The organism is Thermodesulfovibrio sp. TK500a (assembly GCF_055381765.1).
The window spans coordinates 1,268,345-1,284,156 of sequence record NZ_AP041606.1; the positions used below are offsets into that span (position 1 = coordinate 1,268,345).

Below are 15,812 nucleotides of genomic sequence, written 5' to 3' on the forward strand. Positions count from 1 at the left end.
CCTAAACCTTGCTCTTTTTAACGGGGATATACTCAACAGACTGCCTGACAGGCTGAGGATAGAGATTCATAAGAAGCATTATCTCCTTGGGCATCTCTGTTGAGACCGGTAATCCCATCTCTTTAGCTTCCTCTGCACTGATTGGATAGTCATGTGTCCACTTTCCAGAAACAAGCTTTTCAGCAATCTCTTTTGCTTTATCAGAAGGATGACTTCTTGATACAATCTCAACAATGGTCTCTTTCATCTGCCTTATTGCCTTCTCAGCCTGGTCTGCTAAAATTAGCGTGTTGTCATCAATTTCATTGATAGTTTTTTTCTGAAGCACATTAAGCACTGACACAGCAGGCATCTGACCAATTTGCGGGTCAAGGGGACCGAGCACTGCATGCTCGCACATTACAATTTCATCGGCCGAGAGGGCAATGAGAGTTCCACCAGACATGGCATAGTGTGGCACGAAAACTGTAACCTTACCTTTATGTCTTGAAAGGGCCCTTGCAATCTGTGTTGCTGCAATGGCAAGGCCGCCAGGAGTATGAACTACAAGGTCAATGGGCATGTCATCGTCTGTCATGTGTATTGCCCTTAAAACTTCTTCAGAGTCGTGTATATCAATAAATCGCATGATAGGAAAGCCGAGAAAACTCATTGTTTCCTGCCGGTGAACAAGTAAAATTACTCTACTTCCTCTTTGTTTTTCTATCTCAGCAATCAGCTTCATACGGGCATTTTCAAGAAGTCTCTGCCTGATAACAGGCTGTATGGCAATGATTATGAGAAAAATCCAGAAAAATATTGTCGGGTCAAACTGCATACTTCACCTCAAATTTTTATATATTTTAACCTATTTTTACCCGATTTTTTGCTTCATAAAGAGCGATTCAAAACTTCCTTATTAACTTTTTAAAAACTAAAAAGTGTTTTCTTTGCGTTTAATGAAGCCTTTATGAACTCTCTGAAAAGTGGATGAGGTTTAAAAGGTTTAGATTTAAATTCTGGATGGAACTGACACCCCAAAAACCAGGGATGTTCTCTAAGTTCAATTATCTCAACTAACTGTCCATCGGGAGAAGTGCCACTGAACACGGCTCCTTTTTCTTCAAGTAAAGCCACATATTTATTGTTAAACTCGTATCTGTGCCTGTGTCTCTCTGAAATTTCCTTGGTTTTATATGCCTCAAAAGCCTTTGTTCCCTCCTTAATTGTACATGGATAAGCGCCAAGCCTCATTGTTCCACCTTTTTGAGATTCGTTTGAACGAATTTCGTATCTGTCTGTCCTGGGATTATACCATCTTTCCATGAGATAAATCACAGGATGCTCTGTTTCGGGGTCAAACTCTGTTGAATTTGCATTTAACTTAGCAAGATTTCTGCTGAGCTCGATTACAGCACACTGCATTCCAAGACATATTCCGAAAAAGGGTATCTTGTTTTCCCTTGCATATCTGATTGCTTCAATCTTTCCCTCTATTCCCCTCACTCCAAATCCACCGGGAATTAGAATTCCATTTGCTTCACCCAAAAGGGTCTTAGCTCCCTCTTTTTCTATATCTTCCGAACTAATCCAGATTATATTTACTCTTGCATTGTTAGCTATTCCGCCGTGAATTAGGGCTTCTGTTAGGCTTTTGTATGAGTCTTTTAAACCAACGTATTTACCTACTACAGCTATATTTACCTCTGTCTTAGGATTTTTAATCTTATCTACCACATTTTCCCAAGGTGATAAATCTTCAATTCTATGCGGTAAAGAAAGTCTCTTTTCTATGAGCAAATCAAGCCCTTCATTTTTAAAATTGAGTGGCACTTCGTAGACAGTATCTACATCGTGAGCAGAAATTACAGCATCAAAGTCAAGATTACAGTGTAGTGCTATTTTTTTCTTAAGACTATGTGGAATAGGTCTGTCAGCTCGGCATAGGAGTATATCAGGCTGTATTCCGATGGCACGAAGACTATTTACACTGTGCTGAGTAGGCTTTGTTTTAAGCTCGCCTGCACTCTTTATATATGGTACAAGAGTAAGATGTATGTAACAAACATTCTCTCTACCAACATCATATCTTAATTGTCTTATTCCCTCAAGAAACGGAAGCCCTTCAATATCTCCTACAGTGCCGCCGACTTCAACTATTACAATCTCGTATTCGTTATCTCCAGCAGCAGACTTAATTGCCTCTTTTATCTCGTCGGTTACATGAGGAACAACCTGAACAGTATGACCAAGATAGTCACCACGCCTTTCTTTTGATATTACGTTAAAGTATATTTTTCCAGAGGTATAATTGTTAACGTGAGAAGTAGTCAAGTGAGTAAATCTTTCATAATGTCCTAAATCTAAGTCTGTTTCACAGCCATCATCGGTAACATATACCTCACCATGCTCGAAAGGGCTTAGCGTTCCAGGGTCTACATTTATATAAGGGTCAAGTTTTTGTATGGTTACTTTAAAACCTTTTGCTTCAAGGAGTGCTCCTATGGCTGCAGCTGCAATACCCTTTCCGAGAGCTGATACAACTCCACCTGTTATAAAGATATATTTAGGCATTTCTCTGCTACCTCCAAATCTTCAGGTGTATCTATTCCAAAGGAATCGTATTGTGTAATTTTTACTCTGATATTAATACCATAATCTAAAGCTCTTAACTGCTCTAAGGATTCTATAATCTCTAAATCTGAAGGGGGAAGATTAACAAATTTCTTGAGAACTTTAAAGGTATACCCGTATATGCCGATATGTTTATACATAAAGTTTTTATCAGAGAAACCTTTTAAGAATTTCTCCCTATTAAAAGGAATGGGACTTCTCGAAAAATAAAGAGCCTCCCCTTTCTTGTTAAAGACCACTTTAACAATGTTTGGATTATTAAAATCTCTTTCATTTTCAATATGCTTGGCAAGAGTTCCTATGTATCCTTCTCCTTCTTTCATAAGTTCTATTAGTTGCTCAATCATTTCAACTTTTACAAAGGGCTCGTCTCCCTGTAAATTTATGATGATTGAATTTTCTTCTATATCATATCCTTCTTTTAATAGTTTATCAACTGCTTCAGCAATTCTGTCTGTTCCTGAAGGATGGTATTTTGATGTCATGATTGACTTGCCACCGAAGGACTCTACAGCATTTACTATTCTGAAGTCATCAGTGGCGACGAAGACATCATCTATTAAATGTGACAGTTTTGCTTTTTCATAAACATGCTGGATAATTGGTTTGCTTTTAAGGAGTGCAAGGGGTTTTCCCGGAAATCTTGTTGAAGCATATCTTGCAGGAATCAGACAAAGGGTAACCATAACATTACCAATTATGATAACATAAATATCTAATGCTTTTACCAGAATTTATAGTAGAGTCTCCTAAGTATATCTTCAACATCATAAAAAAATATTTTCTCTGTTTTTTATCAGCTTTACTTTTACTTCTAAGCTTTGCTCCCTTTGATATTTTTTTTCTTACTTGGATAGGATTTATACCGCTTTTTCTATTTATTTACCGCACACAAGACTATAAAAGCATTTTTAAAGGCTCATTAATTTTCGGATTGCTCTTCTTTTTTGGAAATGTCTACTGGATATATCACTCATTATATCATTATGGTTCAGTTCCATTGTTATTTAGTTATACTGTTGTAATACTTTTATCTTCCTATCTTGCTCTTTATCCAGTTGTCTTTTCACTGCTTTATAAAAATTTACTAAAAAATAATCTTCCCACTTCCTTATACGCTCCATTTATTTGGGTGTCTCTTGAAGTTCTTAGAACCTACTTCATGACTGGTTTTCCGTGGGCGATAATTGGATACAGTCAGTATAAGTTCTTATTAATATCTCAAATTTCTGATATTACTGGTATTTATGGAATTTCATTTATAGTAGTTCTGTTTAACTGCTTTATCTTTGACCTATGGCTTTTCAGGGAACGAAAAATATATCAACCTCTAATGCCTTATTATACTATAATCATTAGCAGTTGTTTAGTAATTATTGTTTTAGTAGTTTATATTTCTTATGGAGCGATAATGTTAAATGACAATTACAACTCAAAAAAGATTAAAATTGCTGTAATCCAGGGAAGTATACCTCAAGATGAAAAGTGGGATCAAAAAAGAGTTGAACAGATAATTGATATCTATAAAAACCTGACAAAGAAAGCTAATGATTTAAAACCAGATTTAATTGTATGGCCTGAGACAGCCATTCCATTCGTATTTGATAGAGATAAACATTTTACCTCTGAATTAATCAATTTTGTTAAACAAGAAGGTATATATCTGCTTTTTGGAAGTGTTATGGAAAGACAGAAAAATAGCTATACAAATAGTGCAGTTTTGCTTGATTCTAATGGAGTTACCGCTTATCTTTATGATAAAATACATTTAGTACCCTTTGGAGAGTATGTCCCATTAAGAAAGTTTTTATTTTTCATAGAAAAGCTTACAGTAGGCAGCGTAGATTATCAAAAGGGTGAAAGTTATAGTTTAGCCATAACTCCCTTTGGAAAATTTTCTACATTAATTTGTTATGAAATTATATTTCCAGGACAAGTAAGAAAGTTTTATCAAAAAGGTGGAAATTTTATTGTAAATATAACTAATGATGGGTGGTTTGGAAAAACTTCAGGACCCTATCAGCATTTTTCAATGGCTGTATTTCGTGCTATAGAAAACAGGAAACCACTTGTAAGAGCTGCAAATTCAGGTATTTCAGGATTTATTGATAGTAAGGGAAGGATTATAGAAAAAACAAACTTATTTGATAGAACCTATTTAGTTAGTGATATTTATCCAAATGAAAAAATTACTTTCTATACTAAATATGGTGATATTTTTGCTTATATATGCATTATTGTTTCAATAATTTTTATATTTGGTAATATAAGAATTGGAGGTAAAAAATGGTTACATGTGAAGATTTAAAATTAAATTTAAGAGAGATTAAAGAGAAAATAGATGCTTTAAGAGGTTGTCTTTGAAATAGACCAACTTAAAAGTAGACTGCAAAATTTAGAAATTAACCTTCAAAAAGAAGAAGTCTGGCAGGATAATGAAAAAATAAAGAGCATTCAGAAGGAAAAAAACAGAATTTTAGACGTTATATCTCCCATAGAGGATATTACGGATAAATATAACTATCTTGAAGAGGCCGTTAGAATCACTGAAACAGAGGAAGAGGGATATCTTCTACTTAAAGATTTAGAATCAGAAATAGAAAACATAAGACAACAAATTCAAAATTTAGAACTAAAACTTCTACTTAATGGTGAGCACGATAAAAACAATGCCATAGTTTCAATTCATCCAGGAGCAGGTGGAACGGAAAGTCAGGATTGGGCTGAAATTCTTATGAGAATGTATTTTAGGTGGGCTGAAAGGAAAGGTTACAAGGTTCAGATTATTGACATGCAATCTGGCGAAGAAGCTGGTATTAAAGATGTCACCTTTACAGTTGAAGGTCCATATGCCTATGGATACCTAAAAGCAGAAGCAGGAGTACACAGGCTTGTTAGAATTTCTCCTTTTGATGCTAATAAGAGAAGACATACTTCTTTTGTTGCAGTTCATGTGTGTCCGGAAATAGAGGATAATATTCAGATTGAGATCAAAGAAGATGATTTAAGAATAGATACATTCAGAGCATCTGGAGCAGGTGGGCAACATGTAAATAAAGTTTCCTCTGCCGTAAGAATTGTTCATATACCGACGGGAATAGTTGTTTCCTGTCAAACTGAACGGTCACAGCATAGAAATAAGGAACTGGCCATGAGGATATTAAAGTCTAAGTTGTATGATTTACTTGAAAAGGAAAAAGAAGAAAAGATAAAAAATTTAACTGGTGATAAAAAAAATATTGCTTGGGGAAGTCAGATAAGGTCTTATGTTTTACATCCTTACAGGATGATAAAAGACCACCGAACTAATATTGAAGTTTATAATGTGGAACAAGTTTTAGATGGTGATTTAGATGTTTTTATTGAGTCATACCTAAAGAAATATTGTTCTTTTTTTTAGTCTTTTTATTTTAGTGGAGTAGTTAGGGATGCGCTTTTTGTTAATTTAAAGATTTTTTGCAGTAAAATCAATTAGTTATAGTTGTTAATATTTTTTTGATTAATTTTACATATTTTACGGTGTCGACAGTTTTTATAAAGTTTTTGTTAAAAAGTTTAAAAGATTTACAATTTTTTAACATTAGTTTGCTCAGTTTGTTAATTATGGGATATAATGAGATGGTTGAAAAAGGGGTCGTTATACGTATCTTATTGAAAATAAAGGCTTTTTGTATTTAACAGGCTTTTAACAGTAAAGTTTTTAACAAATGTTGAAAAGTTGTTGAAAAATGGAAGATTTAAATAAAGTTTGGCAAAAAATTTTAGAAATAATCAATCAAAAGGTTGGAGATTCAACCTTTGAGCTATGGTTTTCTCCAATTAAGTTAATAAACATTAAAGGGACAGAGGCCTATATCGAAGTACCGAATAGATTTTTTAAGGACTGGATTGAAGACAACTTTCCCTCTCTTTTAAAGGAAGTTGTAAGTGAAGTAACGGGTAATAGCTACGAGATAAAATATGTTATCACCGGTAAGGAACTTCTCTCTTCAGATGCGCAGGAAAAAAAGATACCTGTCAAGAGGGGTAATTTAAATCCTAAATACACTTTTAACACTTTTGTTGTCGGACCTTCTAATCAGTTTGCCCATGCAGCAGCTCTTAGGGTTGCAGAAAATCCAGGCTTTGCCTATAATCCTCTCTTTATATATGGTGGAGTTGGACTTGGTAAGACCCATTTAATTACTGCCATAGGCAACTTTATTCTTGATAAAAATGCGGAATTAAATGTCTGTTATATTTCATCTGAACAGTTTACGGGAGAGTTTGTTGCTGCCATAAGGCATGAAAAAATGCCCGATTTCAGACAAAAATACAGAACAGTGGATGTTTTTATTGTTGATGACATACAGTTTATTGCTGGTAAAGATTCAACTCAAGAGGAGTTTTTTCATACTTTTAACGAATTATACAGTAAGCAAAAGCAGATAGTAATATCAAGTGACAGACCGCCGATGGAAATTTCTGATATTACAGACAGACTGCGTTCTCGCTTTGGCATGGGACTTATTGCTGATATTCAACCACCAGAGATTGAGACAAGGGTTGCTATTTTATATAAAAAAGCAGAAATGGAAGGAGTTAATCTGCCCGAGGATGTAGCTTATTTTATAGCCTCGAGGGTTAAGTCAAATGTAAGGGAACTTGAAGGTTCTTTGATAAAGCTATGTGCCTACACTATGCTAACGAAACTGCCAATTACAATCGATGTGGCAAAACATGTTTTAAAAGACCTTCTTCCCGATGAAAACAAGCCAATTACAATCGATTTAATTCAAAAAGCTGTCTGTGAAGCTCTTGGTATTAAGCTTCAGGATATCAAATCTAAAAAGAGAACGAAGGAAATATCAAATGCACGAAAATTGGCAATGTATATTACAAAAAAACTTACTGGTTTGTCTCTTGCTGAAATTGGAAATGCCTTTGGTGGCAAAGACCATGCTACAGTCATTTATGCTTGTAGGCAAATAGAAAAAGAGAGAGAAAAAGATGATAATCTTAGCAGGTTAATAGATAGTATAATAAAAAGAATTCAGGACAAAAAATAAAAACAGGAGGGAGACATGCACGTAAGAATTAAAAAAGTAGAAATACAAGATAAACTGTCAAAAATTCAAAATATTGTCGAGAAAAAGAGTATAATGCCCGTTTTAAATCATTTCTTAATGGACATAACGGCAAATAGTGGATATATTCTTGCAACCGATTTAGAGACAGCGGTGAAACAACCCCTGAAGGTTGAGATAATTGAACCAGGAAAGGCGTGTATACCAGCTAAAAAATTTTATGAGATTGTGAGAGAACTTGATGAAGACATAGAAATTTCACTTCAGGAAAAGTGGCTTAAGATTCAGAGCGGAAGGTCAAATTTTAGGCTTGCTGTAATGGATTCTTCAGAATTTCCAGTTTGGCCACAAATTGGCGATGCTAGTAGGATAAATTTTTCAAGAGACCTCGTTTTAACAGCAATTGACAAAACAATTTATGCCTCTGGAGAGGCTGATGCCAGATATTTTCTGAATGGACTACTCTTTCACTTAAAGTCACCCGATGAATTCCACGTAGTTGGAACGGACGGACACAGGCTGGCACATTTTCAAGCAAAAATAGAAGGAGTAAATCTGACAGATGAAAAGAAGGTAATATTGTCAAAGAAAGCTTTAACTGAATTAAGAAAATTTTTGTCAGATGTGGAAGCTGTGTCAATCTTTATAGGAAAGACTCATGTAATGTTTGAGTTAGATGGAATTAATTTTCTAACCAGAATGATTGAAGGTAATTATCCTGATTATGAATCAGTTATTCCAAGGACAAATGAAAAAGTTGCCATAGTTGATAAAAATCTATTAATTGCCTCTTTAAAAAGAGTTTCGGTGCTTAGCCGGGAGAGGCAGAATGCAGTCAGAACAGAGTGGACAGAAGATTTACTTGTTCTTTCTTCCTCGGACCCTGAGTTAGGCGAGGCCAGGGATGAGCTTGCTGTAGAATATCAAAGCGAAGCAATAGCTGTTGGTTTTAATGCTAAATATTTAATAGATTCCCTTGAAAAGATATCCTCTGACAAGGCTAAGATTTACATGAAAGAGCCAGAAAGGGCTGTTTATATAACGGAAAATCAGGAAAAAGATAATTTTATCTATGAAAGTGTAGTTATGCCTTTAAGGCTATAATTTTAATCATCTTAATGGATTAATATCAGGTGAGTATTAAAAGAGGAGGTATGGTGAGTAAAGAGCAAACCTATAAAGCTGAAGACATAAAAATTCTGAAGGGCCTTGAAGGTGTAAGAAAGCGGCCTGCCATGTATATAGGTTCAACGGGCATTGAAGGACTTCATCATTTAGTATACGAAGTTATTGATAACTCCGTAGACGAAGCACTGGCAGGTTACTGTAACAGGATAGAGATAAGGTTAAATACTGATGGCAGTTGCACGGTTATTGACAACGGTCGTGGAATCCCTACAGGCATACATCCCGAAGACCCTGAAGGAAGAACAGCTCTGGAGATAGTTCTTACTGAACTTCATGCGGGTGGCAAATTTGAATCAAAAGCTTATAAAGTCTCCGGGGGGCTTCACGGTGTTGGAGTAAGTGTAGTAAATGCTCTTTCTGAATGGCTTGAAGTTGAAGTAAAGAGAAATGGAAGGATTGTAAAGCAGAGATATTCAAGAGGCGTACCTGTTTCAGCAGTAGAAGAGATTGGCAAAACAGAAGAAACAGGAACGAGGATAACCTTCAAGCCTGACCAAGAGATATTTGAAATTACAGAATTTTCCAAGGAAATTCTATCACAGAGATTTAGGGAATTAGCTTATCTTAATAAAGGGTTAAGAATAACTCTTATAGATGAGAGAGACGGAGAAAGGGAAGAGTTTGTTGCTGAGGGAGGAATTGTATCTTTTGTAGAGGATATAAACAGGGGCAAAAGGGTCATAAATCCAAAGCCTGTATATGTGACAGGACAAAAAGAGGGAGTCATAGTCGAGATAGCTATTCAGTATAACGAAAGCTACTCTGAGGAAATTCTTACTTTTGTAAATAACATTCATACAAGAGAGGGAGGAACACATCTTGTAGGTTTTAAATCAGCCCTTACAAGAACGCTAAACAGCTATGCCATTGAAAAAGGATTGATAAAGGAAGGCAAGGAGGCCTTATCGGGAGATGATGTCAGAGAAGGAATAGTGGCGGTAATAAGCGTAAAGATTCCGGAGCCTCAATTTGAAGGGCAGACCAAGATGAAGCTTGGAAACAGTGAGGTAAAAGGCATTGTAGAAGCTATTTTAAATGAAAAACTCAGTCGTTGGCTTGAAGAAAATCCTGTTTATGCAAAGAGAATAGTTGAAAAAGCTAAAGAAGCAGCTCGAGCAAGAGAGGCAGCAAAAAAAGCAAAAGAGTTAACCCGCAGAAAGGGAATTCTCGAAGATACTACTCTTCCAGGAAAGCTCGCAGACTGCACTGAAAAAGACCCTTCGCAAGCAGAACTGTTTATCGTTGAGGGAGATAGTGCAGGTGGTTCTGCCAAGCAGGCAAGAGACAGAAGAACACAGGCAGTACTTCCCCTTAGAGGTAAAATTCTAAATGTAGAGAAAGCTCGCATCGATAAAATGCTAACTTCAGAGGAGATAAAAACTCTGATAACTGCTATTGGTGGCGGCATAGGAAAGGAAAATTTTGAACCTGACAGCATACGATATCAAAAGATAATTCTAATGACCGATGCAGATGTGGATGGAGCTCATATAAGAACTTTGCTTCTTACATTTTTTTACAGACAGATGCTTCCTCTTATTGAGAGGGGATATCTCTACATTGCCCAGCCACCTCTTTACAGAATTAAGAAAGGCAAGTGGGAAAGATATATACAGACAGAAGAAGACTTTTATAAATTTCTCATGGACATAGCAGCAGAAGAGGTATCTTTTGAGGGAGAGCAATCTCATAAAGAGGAATTCTTAAAGTTACTTTTTGATTATGGCAGGAAGATGGAAAGCTTTGAAAGAAAAGGTTTTTCACCCAATTATATAGAAAAAAAATTAGCTTCTACGGAAAATGCAGAAGAAAGCATTATTGAAGGTACAAAAGAGTTCAGACTCTTGAGGGAAAATTTTTATTCTCTTAGCAAGATTGCCATAAGAAGAAATCAAGAATATTTACTCACCCTTAAAAATGAAGTTTTAAAAAGCGAATCTCTTTGGGAGATTTACTCAAAATTGATGGATTCAATAAAGAAAGGGCTGTCCATACAGAGATATAAAGGTCTTGGAGAGATGAATCCTGACCAGCTGTGGGAAACTACGATGGACCCAGCGAGAAGAACTCTTCTTCAGGTTTCCGTTGAGGATGCCCAAAAAGCAAATGAGATATTTACTATTCTTATGGGTGATGATGTAGAACCAAGAAAAGAATTCATTACAAAGCATGCTCTTGAGGTAAGAAATCTGGACATATAGAGGTTAAAATGTTAGATATAAAACGTGTTAGAGAAAATCCTGAAAAAGTCAAGGAAGCCCTTGAAAAAAGAGGGTATCAGATAGACTTTGATGAGTTTCTCTTCCTTGAAAGGGAGAGGCTATCCCTACTAAGAGATATAGAACAGAAAAGAGCAGTAAGAAACTCTGTTTCTCAGGAAATAGCCCGTCTGAAAAAAGAAAATATGCAAAGAGAACGAACAGAAGCACTCATAGCAGAAATGCGAAATCTCGGCGATGAGATAGCTTCTATTGAGCAAAGGTTAAGAGAGATAGAGGAAAGAGTTCAGAATTTTATGCTTTTGCTTCCAAATATTCCTCATCAAACCGTTCCCATTGGTAAGGACGATTCGGAAAATGTTGAAATAAGAAGATGGGGGGAGCTACCCAAGTTTGATTTTGAGCCCCTCAATCATTGGGACATAGGAGAAATACTTGGAATAATTGATTTTGAGAGAGCTGGCAAAATTGCAGGTAGCAGATTTGCTATAATGAGGGGACAAGGAGCTCGTCTTGAGAGAGCTCTCATAAATTTTATGCTCGACCTTCATAGTGGGAAGGGATACCTCGAGATATTTCCGCCGATTTTAGTAAATAGGGCATCTATGACAGCAACAGGCCAGTTACCTAAATTTGAAGAAGACCTTTTCAGAACAGAAGCCCCAGAATTTTATCTTATTCCTACTGCTGAAGTTCCTGTAACAAATATTCATAGAGAAGAGATACTTTCAGAGGATGACCTGCCAATTTACTATGCTTCCTACACTCCATGTTTTCGGCGAGAAGCGGGCTCTCATGGTAAAGATGTGCGAGGTCTGATTAGGCAGCATCAATTTAACAAGGTAGAGCTTGTTAAATTTGTAAAACCCGAAGACTCTTACAACGAGTTAGAATCCCTTACAAGGGATGCAGAAGAAGTTCTTCAAAAACTCGGACTACCCTATCGAGTAGTGGCTCTTTGCACTGGAGATCTCGGTTTTGCATCAGCAAAGACCTATGACATTGAAGTATGGCTTCCAGGACAGGGTAGATATAGAGAAATCTCATCATGTTCTAATTTTGAGGACTTTCAGGCAAGAAGAGCAAATATAAGATTTCGTAGAAGAGATAAAAAAGGCACTGAATTTGTTCATACGCTTAATGGCTCAGGTCTTGCCATTGGAAGAACTCTTGTAGCAATCCTCGAAAACTATCAACAAAAGGATGGTTCAGTGATTGTGCCAGAAGCATTAAGACCCTATATGGGCATTGAAGTAATAAGATGATTCAGCCAATAATTGACCCCTCTGGCGTTATCCATATTTTCAAAGGAAAAAATGCAGAACCCATTAAACTTGTAATCGGTGAAATTTTAACAGCTGAAATTATGGATATATTTCCCTCAGGAACGATTCAGTTAAAGATAGACAATCGAATAATAAATGCTCAGCCTCAAAGAGAATTACCGCTCAACAGGGGAGACACAGTAATGGTAAAGGTTGAGAAGCCTTTAGAGGATGGCACAATTCCATTAAGAGTTCTTACAACAGCTGAATCTGAAGAGATAAAAACCTCTCTAATTAATTTTGACAGAGAATTGGCAGATAAGCTTTTAAAGCTAATAGACTCCCTCTTTCTTAAAAGTTCAACTCAGTCTGAACAGACAAAACAATCCCAGATGGCTCTTTTAGAAAATACTCTCTCCTTGCCTACAGAACATTTATCTGAAAGTATTAAGGTCGATTTAATGCAAAAGATAATTGACCTTGTCTTTTCCCGTAATACAGTAACAAATAATTTACGGGAATTGCTTGCACTAATTGAACAAAACAATTTTCCAGAGGAACAGATTTCACATCTAAAAAGTCTTATAATTACGAGCACTGATGAATTAGGTTCTGAAAAATTAAAGGAGATTCTCTTAAACTCAGGGGTATCCTTTGAGGCGAAAATGAAATCTCTCCTTAGTGAACCTGTCCGAATGGAACAGATAAAGCATGACATGAAAGTTGTTCTTCAAACCATAATAGAGGAGGCAAAAGCTAAAGGTTCCGAAGATATAATTTTCAGGGCAGAAAATCTTCTCAAGCAGATAGAGGGTTATCAGGTTCTTTCGAAAACCTACCAGGGATTTTTCACTTTCCTGCCTCTATTTTGGCAGGAAATAGACGGTGGGAATATAGCTTACAAATCTCTCAAACGACAGGGCAAGGAGTATCACTCTGTTTTTATCACCCTTAATTTTAAGGAAGACACTTTATCCTTTGTAACAACCATGATAAATAAAACTTTTTTCATCAGCTTTTCAGGCAAACCTGAAATTGTAAGCTCAATCAGAGAAAATGAAAGCCTTTTAAGGAATAGGTTTAAAGAAAAGGGCATGATTTTGGGTAGTATTAATTACGTGAATAAAGTCGATGAACTTGTCAGACAGTGGAACATTAAGGAAGGAAGCATAAGCGTGACCGTATGACAGAAGGCAAGAAGGCTGTTGCATTAAAATATGAGGCAGAGAAAGACAAAGCTCCTAAAGTTGTTGCTAAGGGAAGAGGCTTTATAGCTCAAAGAATAATTGAACTTGCAAGGCAACACGGTATTCCTATGAAAGAAGACGAGGCGTTGGTTGAAATTCTCTCGAAGCTTGATATTTATGAAGAAATTCCTGTGGAATTATATAAAGCCGTAGCAGAAATTTTGGTTTTCGTATATCAAGTAAAGGGTAAAATCAGAGGATGAGTATTCTTGAAAAAATAGTAGAGAAAAAGCGGCAGCGATTTGAAGAGCAGAAAAAATTTTTATCTTTTGAAGAAATAAAAGAGAAAGTTAGAGCTTTACCTCAAAGGGCTGATTTTATTTTTTTGAGTAAAATAAAAAGAACAGCCAGTGAACCGATAAAAATAATTGCCGAGATAAAGAAAGCCTCTCCTCTTAAAGGTTTGTTGAAAGAATACAATGTTGAGCAGATGGCTGATGTCTATGTTTCAGCAGGTGCTGATGCGATTTCAGTCATAACAGAGGAAGATTTTTTTTCTGGAAAGCCAGAATATTTAGCTAAAATTAAAGCTAAACATCCCGATATACCTGTCTTAAGAAAGGATTTTATTTTCGATGAATATCAGATATATGAGTCAAAACTTTTAGGTGCTGACGCCATACTGCTGATTGCCGATATTTTATCAGATGATGAGTGCAGTTTTCTTTACCAACTCTCAAAATCTCTAATGATGGATGTTTTATTTGAGATTCATGACGAAGAAGGCTTGAAAAAGGCAGTTCATGCTGGAGTTGATATCATAGGAATAAACAACAGAGATTTAAAAACTCTTCAAATAGACCTCTCTACGACTTTTAAACTGAGAGAATTAATCCCTAAAAATAAAGTAGTCGTAAGCGAAAGCGGTATCTCAAGCGTTGAAGAGGTAAGAAAATTACTTAAAATTGGCATTGACGCAATACTGGTCGGTACTTCCATTGTTCTTTCCGATAACCCCGAAGAGCAGATTAGAAAACTAAAATATTTCTAAAGTTGCAGGAAAGGGAGAAAACATTAGAGGCTTTTTCTAATGCCTTCTCCCTATTTTTACAGGGTTATTTTAGTCAGTTTGTCGAATATGTGGATTGTGTCTACAAATCTTATTAGTTTTTGCTTTGAATCAATAACAAGTGAGTGGGTTCTTGCGCCTCCTCCGAAGAATCTCACTCCGTTGAGTAAGTCTCCTTTCGTAACGCCCGTCGCAACAAAAACGATGTTGTCACTTGGAACAAGGTCATCAAGAGTGTACACCTTATCTTCACTAATATCCATTCCATAGGCTATGGCTCTTTTCTTTTCCTCTTCATTTCTCCAACGGATTCTCGCCTGCATCTCCCCTCCTAAACTTTTAACAGCAGCTGCAGAGAGCACTCCTTCAGGAGCACCACCAATTCCCATGAGGGCGTGTATACCAGTTCCTTCGACAGTTGCAGCTATAGCAGGAGTAATGTCTCCGTCGGAAATAAGCTTTATTCTTGCACCGGCAGCACGGATTTCTTTGATTAAATTTTCATGTCTCGGTCTGTCGAGGACGACAACTACGAGGTCATCTATATCTCGACCGAGTGCTTTTGCAAGGGCGTCGAGGTTTTCCTTCACAGATTTTCTAATGTCTACCATGCCTTTTGCCTGAGGCCTTACTACAAGCTTTTCCATGTATGTATCGGGGCAGTAAAGGAGTCCGTTTTTTTCAGTAACAGCCATTACGGTCAGGGCATTGGGCATACCGGTTGCGCAAAGATTTGTCCCTTCAAGAGGGTCTACTGCAATATCAACCTCAGGACCAGAACCATCTCCTACTTCCTCACCTATGTAAAGCATAGGCGCTTCATCTCTCTCTCCTTCACCAATAACGATTCTACCTTTAATTGGAATATCATTCAAAGCCCTACGCATGGCAGTAACTGCTGCTTGGTCTGCATCCTTTCTGTTGCCTTTACCCATGAGCCTTGCTGCCTCAATTGCTGCAAGTTCGCATACTCTCAGAATCGACGGCGTTAGGTTACTATCCATTATAAGTGTCCTCCTATGATTTTTTCGATGTCATCGTATTAAAAGAGGATATCATTTTCATTACTTTTGAAGAACCACATTTGGGGCAGGTAATTTGGGCTGACTCCATCTCCATTACAGACATTTTAATGGTAAATATCTCTCCGCAATCCATGCATTTAAACTCATAAACTGGCATAACCCACCTCCTAATGAGGCAAA

General features: G+C 36.6%; 14 protein-coding genes. 9 read left to right on the forward strand and 5 right to left on the reverse strand.

The genetic code is table 11. The features are described 5' to 3' along the window. Nucleotide 1: 1 nt before the first annotated feature. The 3 genes from ACZ430_RS06735 to kdsB form a co-directional block, all read right to left on the reverse strand. Entirely contained in the window at nucleotides 2-817 is an 816-nt protein-coding gene (locus ACZ430_RS06735; RefSeq protein ID WP_297209727.1) for an SDH family Clp fold serine proteinase, read from the reverse strand. A gap of 89 nt (nucleotides 818-906) precedes the next feature. After that, entirely contained in the window at nucleotides 907-2,553 is a 1,647-nt protein-coding gene (locus tag ACZ430_RS06740; RefSeq protein WP_297209724.1) for a CTP synthase, read from the reverse strand. Further along, nucleotides 2,532-3,299, reverse strand: coding sequence for a 3-deoxy-manno-octulosonate cytidylyltransferase (gene kdsB, locus ACZ430_RS06745; protein ID WP_297209721.1), 768 nt, complete (start codon nucleotides 3,297-3,299; stop codon nucleotides 2,532-2,534). The genes ACZ430_RS06740 and kdsB overlap by 22 nt, the downstream gene beginning before the upstream one ends. Nucleotides 3,300-3,331: 32 nt before the next feature. On the opposite strand from kdsB, the gene lnt reads away from it, so the two are divergent. The 9 genes from lnt to trpC all read left to right on the forward strand — a co-directional run bounded on the left by lnt (nucleotide 3,332) and on the right by trpC (nucleotide 14,589). Beyond that, on the forward strand, nucleotides 3,332-4,921 hold the full coding sequence (gene lnt / locus ACZ430_RS06750; RefSeq protein WP_297209718.1) for an apolipoprotein N-acyltransferase: 1,590 nt from the start codon (nucleotides 3,332-3,334) through the stop codon (nucleotides 4,919-4,921). Beyond that, nucleotides 4,900-6,013, forward strand: a protein-coding gene (prfB, locus tag ACZ430_RS06755; protein WP_339943856.1) for a peptide chain release factor 2 whose coding sequence is annotated in 2 segments (ribosomal slippage) — nucleotides 4,900-4,974 and nucleotides 4,976-6,013 — 1,113 coding nt in all. Because the reading frame shifts where the segments join, the coding sequence is not laid out codon by codon here. Before lnt ends, prfB begins: the two co-directional genes overlap by 22 nt. A 328-nt stretch (nucleotides 6,014-6,341) precedes the next feature. After that, nucleotides 6,342-7,661: a chromosomal replication initiator protein DnaA gene (gene dnaA / locus ACZ430_RS06760; RefSeq protein ID WP_297209715.1), complete on the forward strand. Its 1,320-nt coding sequence runs from the start codon at nucleotides 6,342-6,344 to the stop codon at nucleotides 7,659-7,661. 15 nt (nucleotides 7,662-7,676) lie between these two features. Further along, nucleotides 7,677-8,783: a DNA polymerase III subunit beta gene (gene dnaN, locus ACZ430_RS06765; RefSeq protein ID WP_297209712.1), complete on the forward strand. Its 1,107-nt coding sequence runs from the start codon at nucleotides 7,677-7,679 to the stop codon at nucleotides 8,781-8,783. Nucleotides 8,784-8,833: 50 nt separating this feature from the next. Then, on the forward strand, nucleotides 8,834-11,068 hold the full coding sequence (gene gyrB, locus ACZ430_RS06770) for a DNA topoisomerase (ATP-hydrolyzing) subunit B (RefSeq protein ID WP_297209709.1): 2,235 nt from the start codon (nucleotides 8,834-8,836) through the stop codon (nucleotides 11,066-11,068). A gap of 8 nt (nucleotides 11,069-11,076) precedes the next feature. Continuing rightward, the gene (gene serS / locus ACZ430_RS06775; protein ID WP_297209706.1) at nucleotides 11,077-12,351 is read left to right on the forward strand and encodes a serine--tRNA ligase; all 1,275 of its coding nucleotides are present in this window, start codon (nucleotides 11,077-11,079) and stop codon (nucleotides 12,349-12,351) included. Then, complete coding sequence (locus ACZ430_RS06780; protein WP_297209703.1) at nucleotides 12,348-13,538, forward strand: hypothetical protein; 1,191 nt, start codon at nucleotides 12,348-12,350, stop codon at nucleotides 13,536-13,538. The genes serS and ACZ430_RS06780 overlap by 4 nt, the downstream gene beginning before the upstream one ends. Continuing rightward, nucleotides 13,535-13,801, forward strand: a complete 267-nt coding sequence (locus tag ACZ430_RS06785; RefSeq protein WP_297209700.1) for an EscU/YscU/HrcU family type III secretion system export apparatus switch protein — start codon at nucleotides 13,535-13,537, stop codon at nucleotides 13,799-13,801. Before ACZ430_RS06780 ends, ACZ430_RS06785 begins: the two co-directional genes overlap by 4 nt. After that, nucleotides 13,798-14,589 (forward strand): indole-3-glycerol phosphate synthase TrpC, encoded by a 792-nt coding sequence (gene trpC, locus ACZ430_RS06790; protein ID WP_297209697.1) that lies wholly within the window; start codon nucleotides 13,798-13,800, stop codon nucleotides 14,587-14,589. The genes ACZ430_RS06785 and trpC overlap by 4 nt, the downstream gene beginning before the upstream one ends. Nucleotides 14,590-14,645: 56 nt before the next feature. Here trpC and glpX read toward each other — a convergent pair whose 3' ends face one another. Continuing rightward, on the reverse strand, nucleotides 14,646-15,611 hold the full coding sequence (glpX, locus tag ACZ430_RS06795; RefSeq protein ID WP_297209693.1) for a class II fructose-bisphosphatase: 966 nt from the start codon (nucleotides 15,609-15,611) through the stop codon (nucleotides 14,646-14,648). 13 nt (nucleotides 15,612-15,624) lie between these two features. Further along, nucleotides 15,625-15,789 (reverse strand): FmdB family zinc ribbon protein, encoded by a 165-nt coding sequence (locus tag ACZ430_RS06800; RefSeq protein WP_297209690.1) that lies wholly within the window; start codon nucleotides 15,787-15,789, stop codon nucleotides 15,625-15,627. Nucleotides 15,790-15,812: the final 23 nt, after the last annotated feature.

What these genes read in the sequence shown, in the direction of transcription:
- ACZ430_RS06735 (WP_297209727.1), bottom strand. Translation starts at nt 817, where the DNA reads ATGCAGTTTGACCCGACAATATTTTTCTGGATTTTTCTCATAATCATT.
- ACZ430_RS06740 (WP_297209724.1), bottom strand. Translation starts at nt 2,553, where the DNA reads ATGCCTAAATATATCTTTATAACAGGTGGAGTTGTATCAGCTCTCGGA.
- kdsB (WP_297209721.1), bottom strand. Translation starts at nt 3,299, where the DNA reads ATGGTTACCCTTTGTCTGATTCCTGCAAGATATGCTTCAACAAGATTT.
- lnt (WP_297209718.1), top strand. Translation starts at nt 3,332, where the DNA reads ATGCTTTTACCAGAATTTATAGTAGAGTCTCCTAAGTATATCTTCAAC.
- dnaA (WP_297209715.1), top strand. Translation starts at nt 6,342, where the DNA reads ATGGAAGATTTAAATAAAGTTTGGCAAAAAATTTTAGAAATAATCAAT.
- dnaN (WP_297209712.1), top strand. Translation starts at nt 7,677, where the DNA reads ATGCACGTAAGAATTAAAAAAGTAGAAATACAAGATAAACTGTCAAAA.
- gyrB (WP_297209709.1), top strand. Translation starts at nt 8,834, where the DNA reads ATGGTGAGTAAAGAGCAAACCTATAAAGCTGAAGACATAAAAATTCTG.
- serS (WP_297209706.1), top strand. Translation starts at nt 11,077, where the DNA reads ATGTTAGATATAAAACGTGTTAGAGAAAATCCTGAAAAAGTCAAGGAA.
- ACZ430_RS06780 (WP_297209703.1), top strand. Translation starts at nt 12,348, where the DNA reads ATGATTCAGCCAATAATTGACCCCTCTGGCGTTATCCATATTTTCAAA.
- ACZ430_RS06785 (WP_297209700.1), top strand. Translation starts at nt 13,535, where the DNA reads ATGACAGAAGGCAAGAAGGCTGTTGCATTAAAATATGAGGCAGAGAAA.
- trpC (WP_297209697.1), top strand. Translation starts at nt 13,798, where the DNA reads ATGAGTATTCTTGAAAAAATAGTAGAGAAAAAGCGGCAGCGATTTGAA.
- glpX (WP_297209693.1), bottom strand. Translation starts at nt 15,611, where the DNA reads ATGGATAGTAACCTAACGCCGTCGATTCTGAGAGTATGCGAACTTGCA.
- ACZ430_RS06800 (WP_297209690.1), bottom strand. Translation starts at nt 15,789, where the DNA reads ATGCCAGTTTATGAGTTTAAATGCATGGATTGCGGAGAGATATTTACC.